Genomic DNA, 13,881 nt, shown 5'->3' with positions numbered 1-13,881 from the left:
TCGCCGCGCTAGCGACGACGACCCTTCTTGTCGTCCTTCACGTGGCCGCGGAAGGTGCGCGTGAGCGCGAACTCGCCGAGCTTGTGACCGACCATGGACTCCGTGACGAACACGGGGATGTGCTTGCGACCGTCGTGCACCGCGATGGTGTGACCCAGCATCGCCGGGATGATCATCGAGCGGCGCGACCAGGTCGTGATCACGTTCTTGCTGCTGGCCTCGTTCGCCGAGATCACCTTGCGGAGCAGGTGGTCGTCGACGAAGGGGCCCTTCTTCAGACTGCGTGGCATCTTCTACAACTCCTACTTGCGCTTCTTGCCGGCGTTGCGGCGGCGAACGATGAGCTTGTCGCTGGGCTTGTTGATGTGGCGCGTGCGGCCTTCCTTCTGGCCCCACGGGCTGACCGGGTGGCGACCACCGGAGGTCTTGCCCTCACCACCACCGTGCGGGTGGTCGACCGGGTTCATGGCGACACCGCGGACGGTCGGGCGGACGCCCTTCCAGCGCATGCGGCCGGCCTTGCCCCAGTTGATGTTCGACTGCTCTCCGTTGCCGACCTCGCCGATGGTGGCGCGGCAGCGCGCATCGACGTTGCGGATCTCGCCGGAGGGGAGGCGCAGCTGGGCGTAGGGGCCGTCCTTCGCCACGAGGCGCACGGAGGCGCCGGCGGAGCGGGCCATCTTCGCGCCGCCGCCGGGGCGGAGCTCGATGGCGTGGATGACGGTACCCGTCGGGATGTTGCGCAGCGGCAGGTTGTTGCCGGGCTTGATGTCGGCCGTGGCGCCCGACTCGATCTTGTCGCCCTGCTTCAGCTTGTTCGGCGCGAGGATGTAGCGCTTCGTGCCGTCGATGAAGTGCAGGAGCGCGATGCGCGCCGTGCGGTTGGGGTCGTACTCGATGTGGGCGACGGTCGCGATGACGCCGTCCTTGTCGTTGCGCTTGAAGTCGATCACGCGGTACTGGCGCTTGTGGCCACCACCGATGTGACGGGTCGTGATCCGACCCTGGTTGTTGCGGCCACCGGTCTTGGAGAGCGGGCGGAGCAGCGACTTCTCGGGCGTCGAGCGCGTGATCTCCACGAAGTCGGCGACGGACGAACCGCGACGACCCGGGGTCGTGGGCTTGTACTTGCGAATAGCCATTGGTGTTTTCCTAGTCCCGGTCTCAGCCGACAGTCGTGAAGATGTCGATGGAGCCCGACTTGAGGGAGACGATGGCGCGCTTGGTGTCCTTGCGCTTGCCCATCCCGAACTTGGTCCGGCGGGTCTTGCCCTGCTTGTTGAGCGTGTTGACCGACGCGACCTGCACGCCGAAGATCTTCTCGATCGCGAGCTTGATCTCGGTCTTGTTCGAGCGGGGGTCCACGATGAACGTGTACTTGCCCTGGTCGATCAGGCCGTAGCTCTTCTCGGAGACGACCGGCGCGATGATGATGTCGCGGGGGTCCTTCTGGGTGGCGCTCATGCGGCAACCTCTTCCTTGGCCGTCTTCGACTCGACGAACGCGTCGTACGCGCCCTTCGTGAAGACGATGTCGTCGCTCACGAGCACGTCGTACGCGTTGAGCTGGTCGTAGGACAGCACGTGGACCGTCGGGATGTTGCGCACGCTGCGGAGGCTGACCTCGTCGGTGCGCTCCAGGACGATGAGGACGTGCTTGCTCGTGGCGATGCCGTCGAGCAGCGCGACCACGGTCTTCGTCGAGGGGACGTCTCCGGCGGAGAGGCTCTCGATGACGTGGAGGCGGGCGCCGCGCGCGCGGTCGGAGAGGGCGCCGAGCAGAGCCGCGGCGATCATCTTCTTGGGGGTGCGCTGCGAGTAGTTGCGGGGCGTGGGTCCGTGGACGATGCCACCGCCGGTCATCTGGGGGGCGCGGATCGAGCCCTGACGAGCGCGACCGGTTCCCTTCTGCTTGAACGGCTTGCGGCCGGCGCCGGAGACCTCGCCGCGGCCCTTGGTCTTGTGCGTTCCCTGGCGCGCCGCGGCGAGCTGGGCGACGACGACCTGGTGGATGAGCGGGACGTTGGTCTGCACGTCGAAGAGCGACGCGGGCAGGTCGACGGAGCCGGTGACTGCACCGGTCGCGTCGAGGACGTCGAGCTGGGTGTCGGTAGCCATGACTACTTCCCCTTCACTGCGTTGCGGACGAAGACGATGCGGCCACGCGCGCCGGGCACTGCGCCCTTGACGAGCAGGAGGCCCTTCTCGGCGTCCACGCTGTGGACGACGAGGTTCAGCACGGTGACGCGCTCGCCGCCCATGCGACCGGCCATGCGCATGCCCTTGAAGACACGGCTGGGGGTCGAGGAGGCGCCGATGGAACCGGGCTTGCGGTGGTTGCGGTGCGAACCGTGCGAAGCGGAGACGCCCTTGAAGTTGTGGCGCTTCATGACGCCGGCGAAGCCCTTGCCCTTGCTGGTGCCGACGACGTCGACCTTGGTGCCGGGCTCGAAGGCGCCGACCGTGATCTCCTGGCCGAGCGAGTACTCGGCGAAGTCGGCCGTGCGGACCTCGGTGAGGTGGCGGCGCGGCGTGACGCCGGCCTTGTCGAAGTGGCCGGTGCTCGGCTTGTCGGCCTTGCGGGGGTCGATCTGGCCGTAGGCGATCTGGATGGCGCCGTAGCCGTCGACCTCGGGCGTGCGCACCTGGGTGACGACGTTCGGGGTGATCTGCACGACGGTCACGGGGATGAGCTTGTTGTTCTCGTCCCACACCTGCGTCATGCCCAGCTTCGTGCCGAGCAGACCGGTGAAAGTCCTGTTAGCGGTAGACATGGGTTCCCTTAGAGCTTGATCTCGATGTTGACGTCGGCCGGGAGGTCGAGTCGCATGAGCGAGTCGACCGCCTTCGGCGTCGGGTCGACGATGTCGATCAGACGCTTGTGCGTGCGCATCTCGAAGTGCTCGCGGCTGTCCTTGTACTTGTGGGGGGAACGGATCACGCAGATCACGTTCTTCTCCGTGGGCAGCGGCACCGGGCCGACGACCGTGGCGCCCGCGCGGGTCACCGTGTCGACGATCTTCCGGGCCGAGGAGTCGATGACCGAGTGGTCGTACGACTTAAGTCGGATGCGGATCTTCTGTCCCGCCATGTGTGACTCTCTCTCTTTCGTGCGTCATGCGGCCTCGGACCGTATTGGACGCGTGTGTCCCTCGCTCGGATCCGCGCGCCTCGTGGCGCGCCTCTCCGTGGTGCACCCGGGCGCGCATCGTGGGACGCGGCCTCGGGCAGCTCGTGCACCCGCCCGCATGCGGGCGCGGACGAGCGGTGCTCATCCGGTGGGTGTCGGTGCTTGTGCTCTGCTGCCCGCGGCCTAACCTGCCCAGGGAGCGACGTGCGCTCCGGGCGGCTATGCACTGCCTGGCAGTGATCCGGTGTCTCGCGCGCAGGGCGGCGTGCACCGGAATGTTGAACTAGACGAGTTTGTCATAGTCCGGCCATGCGTGCAACCCGGGCGTGTCGCGCCCACTCCCCCGTGATTCCGGGGCTCGGAGCGGGTGCCGATGCAGCCCCGCCTGCCCCTCGCCGGTCACCGGTAGAGCAGGTTCCGGAGCTCCGTCTCCCCCGAGCCGAGGCGCTGCGGGTCGATGGTCCGGCCGTGCGCGTACTCGTCGACGAGGCGCGGATCCACGTAGCTGTTCTTCGCGATGGTCGGGGTGTTGCTGAGGACCTCGGACGCGTCGCGGTAGGCCTGCGCGAGCGCGCGCTGCCGCTTGCCCTTCGTCGGCTCGGGCCCGTGCTTCGCCAGGCTGATCGCCGCGGCGACCGTCCCGTGCAGGGTGCGGAAGTCCTTGGCGGTGAACTCGCCGCCCGTGCGCTCGCGCACGTAGTCGTTGATGTCGGCCGCGCCGAGGGGGTGCCACTCCCCCTCGTCCTCGTAGGCGAGCAGGCGGGCGTTCGGGCCGCGGCGCTGCAGGCCCTCGATGGCGGCGACCAGGTCCGCGTCGCGGATGTCGCTCGACCACTCCTGCCCGCTCTTCGCGGGGAACTCGAGGTGCACGGTGTCGTCGTGGATCGTCACGTGCGAGCACAGCAGCGTCGAGAGTCCGTGGCTGCCGTTCGACTCCGTGTAGCGCTCGCTGCCCACCCGGAGGCTGCCGGTGTCGAGCATGCGGAACCCTGCGGCCAGCGCGCGCTCGCGCGTGTAGCCGTCCTGACGGAGGTGCATGGTGACCTGCCGGCGCGCGGACGGCAGGGACTCGGCCAGCTGCAGCGCGCGGTCGAACTTGATCCGGTCCTTCTGCTCGCGCCAGGTCGGGTGGTAGATGTACTGCCGGCGTCCGGCGCTGTCCATCCCCGTGGCCTGCACGTGCCCGTTCTCGTAGGGCGCGATCCACACGTCGGTCCAGGCGGGCGGGATCCCGAGGTGCTCCATGCGCGCGCGCAGGGCCTTGTCGGTGACGCGGTTCCCCTCGGAGTCGAGGTAGGTCCAGCCCTTCCCCGAGCGCTTCCGCGTGTAGCCCTTGCCGGTGGCGTCGCTGCGCCGGAGTCTGACCATCCCTCGAACCTACGCGCGCGCGGCGGGTTCGTTAGCGCACTACGCATCGCCTGGCCGCTTCCGCAGGAGCCCGTGATGTCCGCCGCGTCCTTAACGGCCGACAGGGCCGGGCCATCACGGCCCGACCCTGTCGGAGGTGGTGCTGGTGGAGCTGGGTGCTACTTGACGATCTTCGTGACCGTGCCGGCGCCGACGGTGCGGCCACCCTCGCGGATGGCGAAGCCGAGGCCCTCCTCCATGGCGATCGGCTGGATCAGCGCGACGTTCATGTCGGTGGTGTCGCCGGGCATGACCATCTCGGTGCCCTCGGGCAGCGTGATGACGCCGGTGACGTCGGTGGTGCGGAAGTAGAACTGCGGACGGTAGTTCGCGTAGAACGGGTTGTGACGCCCGCCCTCCTCCTTGGAGAGGATGTACGCGGTGCCCTCGAAGTCCGTGTGCGGCGTGACCGAACCCGGCTTGACGATGACCTGGCCGCGCTCGACGTCCTCGCGCTTGGTGCCGCGGAGAAGGAGACCGCAGTTCTCGCCGGCCCAGGCCTCGTCGAGCTGCTTGTGGAACATCTCGATGCCCGTGACGGTGGTCTTGACGGTGGGACGGATGCCCACGATCTCGACGTCCGAGTTGATGGCCAGCGTGCCGCGCTCGGCGCGACCCGTGACGACGGTTCCACGACCGGTGATCGTGAAGACGTCCTCGACGGGCATGAGGAACGGCTTGTCCTTGTCGCGGACGGGCTCCGGGATGGACTCGTCGACCGCGTCCATGAGCTTGACGATCTGCTCGACCCACTTCTCGTCGCCCTCGAGCGCCTTGAGGCCGGACACCTGGACGACGGGGGCGTTGTCGCCGTCGAAGTCCTGGCTGGAGAGCAGCTCGCGGACCTCGAGCTCGACGAGCTCGAGGATCTCCTCGTCGTCGACCATGTCGGACTTGTTGAGCGCGACGAGCAGGTACGGCACGCCGACCTGCTTCGCGAGCAGCACGTGCTCGCGCGTCTGCGCCATGGGGCCGTCGGTGGCGGCGACCACGAGGATCGCGCCGTCCATCTGGGCGGCGCCCGTGATCATGTTCTTGATGTAGTCAGCGTGACCCGGGGCGTCGACGTGAGCGTAGTGACGCTTGGGCGTCTCGTACTCGACGTGCGAGATGTTGATCGTGATGCCGCGCTGGCGCTCCTCGGGAGCGGAGTCGATGGACGCGAAGTCGCGCTGCACGTTGGTCGCCGACGGGTACTTGTCCGCCAGGACCTTGGAGATCGCTGCCGTCAGCGTCGTCTTGCCGTGGTCGACGTGACCGATCGTTCCGATGTTGACGTGCGGCTTGGTCCGCTCGAACTTGGCCTTACCCACTGTGGGTCCTCCTCAGGACTCGGTGGCAGGGCGCCCGGTTGTTCCTCGGACGCCCTGCGGATTGGAGATGGTGCTTATGTTACTGAAACGGCGGATGCCGCTCGAACTGGAGGGCTACTCGCCCTTGTTCTTCTGGACGATCTCGTCGGCGACAGCCTTCGGGACCTCGGCGTAGCTGCCGAAGCTCATCGAGTACACCGCGCGGCCCGAGGTCTTGCTCCTCAGGTCGCCGACGTAGCCGAACATCTCCGACAGGGGGACGTTCGCCGTGATGACCTTGACGCCGCTGGCGTCCTCCATGGCCTGGATCTGGCCGCGGCGGGAGTTCAGGTCGCCGATGACGTCGCCCATGTACTCCTCGGGCGTGCGGACCTCGACGGCCATGAGCGGCTCGAGCAGCACGGGCCTCGCCTTGCGCGCGGCCTCCTTGAACGCCATCGAGCCGGCGATCTTGAACGCCATCTCCGAGGAGTCGACGTCGTGCGCGGCGCCGTCGAGCAGCGTCGCCTTCACGCCCACCATGGGGTAGCCGGCGAGCACGCCGACCTGGAGGGCGTCCTGGATGCCCGCGTCGACCGAGGGGATGTACTCCCGCGGGACGCGACCGCCGGTGACCTTGTTGTCGAACTCGTAGGTCTTCTCCGCGGTCACCTCCATGGGCTCGATCTTGATCTGGATCTTGGCGAACTGGCCCGATCCACCCGTCTGCTTCTTGTGGGTGAAGTCGTGCTTGTCGACGGTGCCGCGGATGGTCTCGCGGTACGCGACCTGCGGCTTGCCGACGTTCGCCTCGACGTTGAACTCGCGCTTCATGCGGTCGACCAGGATGTCGAGGTGGAGCTCGCCCATGCCCTTGATGACCGTCTGACCGGTCTCCTGGTTCTGCTCGGTGCGGAAGGTCGGGTCCTCCTCAGCGAGCTTCTGGATGGCGACACCCAGCTTCTCCTGGTCGGCCTTCGTCTTCGGCTCGATCGCGACCTCGATGACGGGCTCGGGGAACGTCATCGACTCGAGGACGATCTGGTCCTGCGGGTCGCAGAGCGTGTCGCCCGTGGTCGTGTCCTTGAGGCCGATGACCGCGTAGATGTGACCCGCGGTGACCGAGTCGACCGGGTTCTCCTTGTTGGAGTGCATCTGGAAGATCTTCCCGATGCGCTCCTTCTTGCCCTTGGTCGAGTTGATGACCTGCGAGCCGCTCGCGATGTGACCCGAGTAGACGCGCACGTAGGTGAGGCGACCGAAGAACGGGTGCACCGCGACCTTGAACGCGAGCGCCGAGAAGGGCTCGGTCGAGTCGGGCTTGCGGATGATGATCTTCTCCTCATCGCGCACGTCGTGGCCCTCCATGGGGGGCACGTCGAGCGGGCTGGGGAGGTAGTCGATGACCGCGTCGAGCATCGGCTGGACGCCGCGGTTCTTGAACGCGGAGCCGCACAGCACGGGGTAGATCTCGCTGTTGACGGTGAGCTTGCGGATGGCGGCCTTGATCTCCGCCACCGTCAGCTCCTCGCCGCCGAAGTACTTCTCGAGCAGCGCGTCGTCGGTCTCGGCGACGGTCTCGAGCAGCTTGGCGCGGTACTCGTCCGCCTTGTCCTTGAGGTCCGCGGGGATCTCCTCGATGTCGTACTTCGCACCGAGCTCGACGTCTCCCTTGGAGTCGCCGCGCCACGTGAGCGCGCGCATCTCGACCAGGTCGATGACGCCCTCGAAGCCGCTCTCGGCGCCGATGGGCAGCTGGATGACCAGCGGCTTCGCGCCGAGGCGGTTCACGATGGTGTCGACCGTGAAGTAGAAGTCGGCGCCGAGCTTGTCCATCTTGTTGACGAAGCAGATGCGCGGCACGTCGTACTTGTCGGCCTGGCGCCACACCGTCTCGGACTGGGGCTCGACGCCCTCCTTGCCGTCGAACACGGCGACCGCGCCGTCGAGGACGCGGAGCGAACGCTCCACCTCGACGGTGAAGTCGACGTGCCCGGGGGTGTCGATGATGTTGATCTGGTTCTTGTTCCAGAAGCACGTCGTCGCGGCGGACGTGATCGTGATGCCGCGCTCCTGCTCCTGGGCCATCCAGTCCATCGTGGCGGCGCCGTCGTGGACCTCGCCGATCTTGTGAGTGATGCCCGTGTAGTACAGGATGCGCTCGGTGGTGGTGGTCTTGCCGGCATCGATGTGAGCCATGATGCCGATGTTGCGGACCTTGTTCAGGTCGGTGAGCACGTCCTGTGCCACAGGTTCCTCCGAAAGGGGTTGGTGGTGCTGTCGAACGAGGTGGTCGACTACCAGCGGTAGTGCGCGAACGCCTTGTTCGACTCGGCCATCTTGTGGGTGTCCTCGCGGCGCTTGACCGCGGCACCGAGGCCGTTGGATGCGTCGAGGATCTCGTTGGTGAGACGCTCGGTCATGGTCTTCTCGCGACGCGACTTGGCGTACGTCGTGAGCCAGCGGAGCGCGAGGGTGTTCGCGCGGTGCGGCTTGACCTCGATCGGCACCTGGTAGGTGGATCCACCCACGCGGCGCGAACGCACCTCGAGGGCCGGGCGGACGTTGTCGAGCGCCTTCTTCAGCGTGACGACGGCGTCCTGGCCGTTCTTCGCGGCGACGCCGGCGAGGGCGTCGTAGACGATCTTCTCGGCGAGGCCCTTCTTGCCGTCGAGCAGGATCTTGTTGACGAGCTGGCTGACGATCGGCGCACCGTAGACGGGATCTGCGACGACAGGGCGCTTGGGGGCGGGACCCTTGCGAGGCATTACTTCTTCTCCATCTTCGCGCCGTACCGGCTGCGAGCCTGCTTGCGGTTCTTCACGGCCTGGGTGTCGAGCGCGCCGCGGACGATCTTGTAGCGCACGCCGGGGAGGTCCTTCACGCGACCGCCGCGGACGAGCACCATGGAGTGCTCCTGGAGGTTGTGGCCCTCACCGGGGATGTAGGCCGTGACCTCCTGGCCGTTGCTGAGCTTGACGCGGGCGACCTTGCGGAGGGCCGAGTTCGGCTTCTTCGGCGTGGTCGTGTAGACGCGGGTGCAGACGCCCCGCTGCTGGGGGTTGGCCTTCAGGGCGGGCGCCTTGGTCTTGACGACCTTGGGCGTGCGGCCCTTGCGGACCAGCTGCTGGATGGTTGGCACTACGGGACTCCTCGATGCTGCACGGTGACAGCGGGTTGATGGTCAGCATTCGACGCCCGCGGACGGGATCGAGTTCAACTGGACCCGCGCGTCCGCCGACCACGGGAGTGGGAGGCGCCGGCGGGTATGCCGTGGGGGCCGGCCGGAATGGCCGAACCCTGATCGGTGCGCGGATGGCCCGCTCGATCGTCCCGACTTCATGGCACGACACGAGCGCACGCCTGAGCGCACACCCCCCCCACGATACAGTTCCGCGACTCGCCGGTCAAACGGTGGACGAGGGCCCGCGGGCCGCCAGCGCGACCGCGCCGAGGCCCAGCAGGGCGGAGATGCCGAGCACGGCGATCCCGAACGGATCCACCAGGTGCCGGATGGCGAAGGCGAGGCTCGCGAACACGTCCGCGCCGCCCGCGAGGTGGACGATCGCGCCCACGATCCCGTAGGCCAGCCATGCCGCCGCGCCCCAGCCGATGACCGGCAGCACGGGGATCCGCCGCTCGCGGTCGGCCTCCCGCGTGGTGCGGATCAGGCCGCCGGCGAAGACGAGGGTGGCGCTGACGACCATGACCGGGCCGAGGAGGACGCCGGCGTCCCGCTCCGGGATGACGTCGTCACCGCCGAGGAGCGAGACGAAGCCGAAGACGCAGACGACCAGCGCGACGTGCAGCACGGCGGCCAGGAGGGGGATCACTCCCCCAGCCTGACACGCGTCAGCGGTGGTCCGGCTGCTCGGCCAGCTTGCGGTCGTACTCGGCGCGGGCCTCGACGTTCTTGGCCTTCACCCGGCGGCCGCGGGCGCTGATGCCGGCGCCGAGCCAGGTGACGAGCTCGCGCGCCAGGAAGCCCGCGAGGATCCCGTCGGGGAACGTCACCGTGCGCTGCAGCAGGAGGGCCTGCTCCGACGGGGCGAGGTCCATGACGCCGCCCTGCAGGAGGCGCGTGCCGACGTACGCGGCGTAGACGAGGATCGCGACGGGCAGGCCGCCGAGGACGAAGGCCCACCACTTCCCGCGGTTGACGAGGAGCGCGAGGAGTACGAAGAAGACCAGGAAGGCGATCGTGGGCACGTAGAAGACGGGCGACATGAGGTACCGGCCGAAGACGTCGCCGAACGCGTCGGGGTTCCGCACCGAGGCGAGCAGGGCCGTGCCCAGCGAGTACAGGAGCGCGAACAGGATGGCGGCGACGACGGCGATGAGCACGCCGAAGCCGCGATTGCCGCGCTTCTGCGGCGGGACGGGCGCCTGGACGTAGATGGGCTGCGACTGCGACTGGCGCTGCGTCTCCTCGTCGCGGGCGCGGCGGTCGCGCTCCTCGCGCTCCCGGGCGTCGGCCTCGCGGGCCTCGCGCTCGCGGCGCTCCCGGTCCTCGACGTCGCGCTGGCGGGCCTCCGCCTCGCGGGCCTCGACCTCGCGGGCCTCCGCCTCGCGCGCCTCGCGCTCACGCGCGTCGCGCTCGCGGGCCTCGGCGATGCGGGCCTCGGACTCCCGGGCCTCGCGCTCGCGGGCCTCGTTGTCCTCGTCGACGGGGGCGGCGAAGGCCGTCTGGTCGAAGGTCGAGGTGTCGGAGTGGCCGGAGTCGGACGTGCGGTCGGCGGGACCGTCGTCGAAGGCTGCGGCGGCGCGCTCGTCGGGGGTGCGGGGATCCTGCGGCTGGTCGGCCTCGTCGGGCTGTCGGTGCGGGGCGGGCCTGTCGTCGGTCATGGCACGAACCTACCTCGGGGCGCCCCCGTCGCCCGGGCGGCGTGCCGGGGAGCGGCCAGATCCCGGCGCGCGGCTAGAACGGCTCGAGGAGGCGCTGCAGGAACCGGCGCGTGCGCTCCTCGGCGGGGTGCTGCAGCACCTGGGAGGGGTGCCCGCGCTCCACCACCACGCCGCCGTCCATGAACACGATCTCGTCGGCGACCTGGCGGGCGAACGCCAGCTCGTGCGTGACGATCACCATGGTCCACGCCTCGTCGGCGAGCTCCTTGATGACGCTGAGCACCTCGCCCACGAGCTCGGGGTCGAGGGCCGACGTCGGCTCGTCGAACAGCAGGATCTGCGGCCGCAGCGCCAGCGCGCGCACGATGCCGACCCGCTGCTGCTGGCCGCCGGAGAGCTGGAAGGGATGCTGGTCGCGCTTGTCGGCGAGGCCGACACGGGCGAGCAGCTCCTCGGCCTCGCGAGTCGCCTCGGCGACGGGACGGCGCTGGACCTGCACCGGACCCTCGATGACGTTCTCCAGCACGGTCTTGTGCGGGAAGAGGTTGTACTGCTGGAAGACCATCGCCGACCGGTCGCGCAGCGCCAGCAGCTCGCGGGTGCGCGGCTTCGCGGCGAAGTCGACGCGGAGCGGGCCGGTCGTGCGGGACCGGGAGTCGGCGTCGGCCGCGGCGACCTCGACGACGCCCTCCTCGGGCACCTCGAGCCCGTTGAGGGAGCGCAGGACCGTGGTCTTGCCGGATCCGCTCGGGCCGATGAGCGCGGTCACGCCGCCGCGGCGGACCTCGAGGTCGATGGAGCGCAGCACCTCGTTGTCGCCGAAGGACTTGCGGAGGCCGCGGACGGTGAGGACGGGCTCGCCGGGCTTCCGGTGCGGTGCGGGCGCGGGCGCGGGATCGACGGGATCAGTGGGCGACATACCGGTCGAGCCTCCTCTCGAGGCGGGTCTGCGCGAACGACAGCACGAGGCAGACGAGCCAGTAGATCAACGCCGCCTCGAGGTACAGCAGCATGTACTCGAACGTGGACGACGCGATGAGCTGCGCCTGCTTGAAGAGCTCGGTCACGAGGATCACCGAGGCGAGGGAGGTGTCCTTCACCAGGCTGATGAACGTGTTCGACAGCGGCGGCACGGACACGCGCGCGGCTTGCGGCACGATGATCCGCCGGAGCGTCATCGCGCGGGACATGCCGATCGTGTGGCCGGCCTCCCACTGCCCGCGGGGCACGGAGAGGATCGACGCCCGGATGATCTCGGCCGCGTACCCGCCGACGTTCACCGACAGGGCGATGACCGCGCTCGGCCAGGGCGGGAGCACGACGCCGATGGACGGCAGGCCGTAGAAGATCACGAACAGCTGCACCAGCAGCGGCGTGCCCCGCACGACCGAGATGTAGAAGCGCGCGATCCCGGAGACGAGCCGGTTGCCGTAGAGGCGCATGAGCGCGAGACCCAGCGCGATGGCGAGGCCGAGCGCGAAGGTGACGAGCGCGAGCGGGATGGTGCCGCGGATCGTCTCGAGCGCGAGCGGCCCGAAGGACGACAGGAACAGGTCCCACTCCCTCGACATGCGATCCCCTCGTCTCGTCCTCGACCGTCAGCGTACGCGGCGGACTACTGCGAGACGTCCGCGCCGAAGTACTTCTCGGAGATCGACGCGATCGTGCCGTCGGCCTTCAGGTCGGCGAGCGCCTCGTCGACCGCGGTCACGAGGTCGTCGCTGCCCTTGCGGAAGACGAACGCGTTGAGCGACGGGTCGTCGGTCTGCGCGGCCACCTCGAGGTCGGAGTCGCCCTGCTGCTTCTGGTAGTCGAGCAGGGTGAGGCGGTCGTTGATCGTCGCGTCGACGCGGCCCTGCTGGAGGAGCGTCACGGCCTGCGCGAAGCCCTCGACGGCCTCGACCCTGGCGCCGCTCTTCGTGGCGAGCTCGTTCCAGTTGCTCGTGAGCGACTGCGCCGTGGTCTTGCCGGCCAGGTCCGCGAACGAGGAGATGCCCGAGTCGGAGCCCTTGACGATGATCACGCCGGGCGAGACGGTGTACGGCTCGGAGAAGTCGTAGACCGTCTTGCGCTCGTCCGTGATGGAGATCTGGTTGGCGATGACGTCCCAGCGGCCGGCCTCGAGGCCCGCGAAGATGCCGTCGAACTGCGTCTCCTCGAAGACCGGCTCCACGCCGAGCTTCCCGGCGACGGCGGTCGCGACGTCGACGTCGTAGCCCGTGAGCGCGCCCGAGCCGGATCCCTCGTGGAAGGAGAAGGGCGAGTACGTGCCCTCGGTGCCGATGACGAGCTTCCCGGCGGCCTGCACGTCGGAGAGGCTCGACGCGGCGGCGGGGGTGCCCGAGGTGCCCGCCGCGGTGCCCGTGCCCGCGTCGCCCGAGGCGCAGCCCGCGAGGCCGAGAGCGGCCACGGCGACGAGGCCGGTGAGGGCGAGGGACGGACGGATGCGGGAGCGGAGCGACATGGGGGTCCTTGCGGTCACGGCGGATCCCCGGTGCGGGATCGCCTCGTGCGGGTGCTGTGTGCGGTGATGCGGCGCCGGATGCCCGGATGCGCGGGAGCGCCGACCGCCATGGTCTCAACGCCTGCGCCACGTCGGTATTCCCGTGTCGCCCGATGACGCGCCGGCCGTCGCGAGGGGCGCCGCCCGCCGGCTAGAACAGGGGCTCGGGATCCGTGCCGTCGCCGCCGTCCGCCACGGGCCCGATCTCGCCCTCGAGCTCCAGCAGCCGCAGGTTCACGAAGCGGTCGAGGGCCTGGCGGATGACGGGCGCGAGCGGCACGAGCTCGCGGGCGAGCGCCTGGTCCACCACGTGCTGGATCTCCGCGCTCCGCTCCCCGTAGTCGACGAACGCGGGCATGCCGAAGGGGTGATCGCGGTACACGGGGCCGCGGGTCTCCCGGTAGAGCCGCTCGCGGGCGTCGAGGGCCGCCTCCGCGCGCGCCGTCTCCAGCGCGGCGATCAGCGGGTGGATGGCCGTGTGGGGCGCGTCCCGGGGGATCGCCTCGTGGCCCGTGAAGAAGGACGCGTCGCAGGCGGGGCAGGAACCGGATCCGCCGCCCGGGGCCGTCGCGGACTCGGTCGCGTCGCGGAGCGCGTGCGCGCGCCAGGCCAGGACGACGTCCTCCAGCATCCGCACGTCGACGCCTCCTCGGGTCCCGGCGCGGGGCCGCCGGGTGGCCCCCACTGTATCGCCGGGCCGACGGG

17 protein-coding genes are annotated in these 13,881 nt (G+C 69.3%); all 17 read right to left on the bottom strand.

The genetic code is table 11. The features are described 5' to 3' along the window. Positions 1–8: 8 nt before the first annotated feature. On the bottom strand, positions 9–290 hold the full coding sequence (gene rpsS / locus ACMT9T_RS12355) for a 30S ribosomal protein S19 (protein WP_043668801.1): 282 nt from the start codon (positions 288–290) through the stop codon (positions 9–11). A gap of 12 nt (positions 291–302) precedes the next feature. Continuing rightward, positions 303–1,142 carry a 50S ribosomal protein L2 gene (gene rplB / locus ACMT9T_RS12350; RefSeq protein ID WP_307506231.1) on the bottom strand — a complete coding sequence of 280 codons (840 nt, stop codon included), beginning with the start codon at positions 1,140–1,142 and terminating at the stop codon, positions 303–305. Between the two features lie 22 nt (positions 1,143–1,164). Next, a complete protein-coding gene (gene rplW / locus ACMT9T_RS12345) occupies positions 1,165–1,464 on the bottom strand; it encodes a 50S ribosomal protein L23 (protein WP_012039304.1) in 300 nt (99 codons plus the stop codon). Further along, entirely contained in the window at positions 1,461–2,117 is a 657-nt protein-coding gene (gene rplD, locus ACMT9T_RS12340) for a 50S ribosomal protein L4 (protein ID WP_414745800.1), read from the bottom strand. Before rplD ends, rplW begins: the two co-directional genes overlap by 4 nt. Before the next feature lie 2 nt (positions 2,118–2,119). Then, positions 2,120–2,773: a 50S ribosomal protein L3 gene (gene rplC, locus ACMT9T_RS12335; RefSeq protein WP_116054422.1), complete on the bottom strand. Its 654-nt coding sequence runs from the start codon at positions 2,771–2,773 to the stop codon at positions 2,120–2,122. 8 nt (positions 2,774–2,781) lie between these two features. After that, entirely contained in the window at positions 2,782–3,090 is a 309-nt protein-coding gene (gene rpsJ, locus ACMT9T_RS12330; RefSeq protein WP_012039307.1) for a 30S ribosomal protein S10, read from the bottom strand. Positions 3,091–3,528: 438 nt separating this feature from the next. Then, positions 3,529–4,497, bottom strand: coding sequence for a DNA topoisomerase IB (locus ACMT9T_RS12325; RefSeq protein ID WP_414745799.1), 969 nt, complete (start codon positions 4,495–4,497; stop codon positions 3,529–3,531). Between the two features lie 158 nt (positions 4,498–4,655). Then, entirely contained in the window at positions 4,656–5,849 is a 1,194-nt protein-coding gene (gene tuf / locus ACMT9T_RS12320) for an elongation factor Tu (protein WP_012039309.1), read from the bottom strand. Between the two features lie 114 nt (positions 5,850–5,963). Beyond that, positions 5,964–8,078: an elongation factor G gene (gene fusA / locus ACMT9T_RS12315; RefSeq protein ID WP_414745798.1), complete on the bottom strand. Its 2,115-nt coding sequence runs from the start codon at positions 8,076–8,078 to the stop codon at positions 5,964–5,966. Positions 8,079–8,125: 47 nt separating this feature from the next. After that, positions 8,126–8,596: a 30S ribosomal protein S7 gene (gene rpsG / locus ACMT9T_RS12310; RefSeq protein ID WP_012039311.1), complete on the bottom strand. Its 471-nt coding sequence runs from the start codon at positions 8,594–8,596 to the stop codon at positions 8,126–8,128. Further along, positions 8,596–8,970, bottom strand: a complete 375-nt coding sequence (gene rpsL, locus ACMT9T_RS12305; protein ID WP_012039312.1) for a 30S ribosomal protein S12 — start codon at positions 8,968–8,970, stop codon at positions 8,596–8,598. The genes rpsG and rpsL overlap by 1 nt, the downstream gene beginning before the upstream one ends. A gap of 265 nt (positions 8,971–9,235) precedes the next feature. Beyond that, a complete protein-coding gene (locus tag ACMT9T_RS12300; protein ID WP_414745797.1) occupies positions 9,236–9,661 on the bottom strand; it encodes a DUF6121 family protein in 426 nt (141 codons plus the stop codon). Between the two features lie 19 nt (positions 9,662–9,680). Then, positions 9,681–10,673: a hypothetical protein gene (locus ACMT9T_RS12295; protein WP_414745796.1), complete on the bottom strand. Its 993-nt coding sequence runs from the start codon at positions 10,671–10,673 to the stop codon at positions 9,681–9,683. Between the two features lie 73 nt (positions 10,674–10,746). Continuing rightward, positions 10,747–11,592 (bottom strand): amino acid ABC transporter ATP-binding protein, encoded by an 846-nt coding sequence (locus tag ACMT9T_RS12290; RefSeq protein WP_414745795.1) that lies wholly within the window; start codon positions 11,590–11,592, stop codon positions 10,747–10,749. Beyond that, complete coding sequence (locus tag ACMT9T_RS12285) at positions 11,579–12,244, bottom strand: amino acid ABC transporter permease (RefSeq protein WP_116054413.1); 666 nt, start codon at positions 12,242–12,244, stop codon at positions 11,579–11,581. The genes ACMT9T_RS12290 and ACMT9T_RS12285 overlap by 14 nt, the downstream gene beginning before the upstream one ends. A gap of 44 nt (positions 12,245–12,288) precedes the next feature. Next, positions 12,289–13,137 carry an amino acid ABC transporter substrate-binding protein gene (locus ACMT9T_RS12280; RefSeq protein WP_414745890.1) on the bottom strand — a complete coding sequence of 283 codons (849 nt, stop codon included), beginning with the start codon at positions 13,135–13,137 and terminating at the stop codon, positions 12,289–12,291. 190 nt (positions 13,138–13,327) lie between these two features. Next, positions 13,328–13,807 (bottom strand): hypothetical protein, encoded by a 480-nt coding sequence (locus ACMT9T_RS12275; RefSeq protein ID WP_414745889.1) that lies wholly within the window; start codon positions 13,805–13,807, stop codon positions 13,328–13,330. Between the last annotated feature and the right edge of the window lie 74 nt (positions 13,808–13,881).

The sequence above is a fragment of the Clavibacter vidaverae genome (assembly GCF_047529985.1).
GTDB classification, from domain to species: domain Bacteria; phylum Actinomycetota; class Actinomycetes; order Actinomycetales; family Microbacteriaceae; genus Clavibacter; species Clavibacter nebraskensis_A.
Note: the sequence above shows the minus strand (reverse complement) of the source record. Positions and strands in the feature narration are given on the sequence as shown.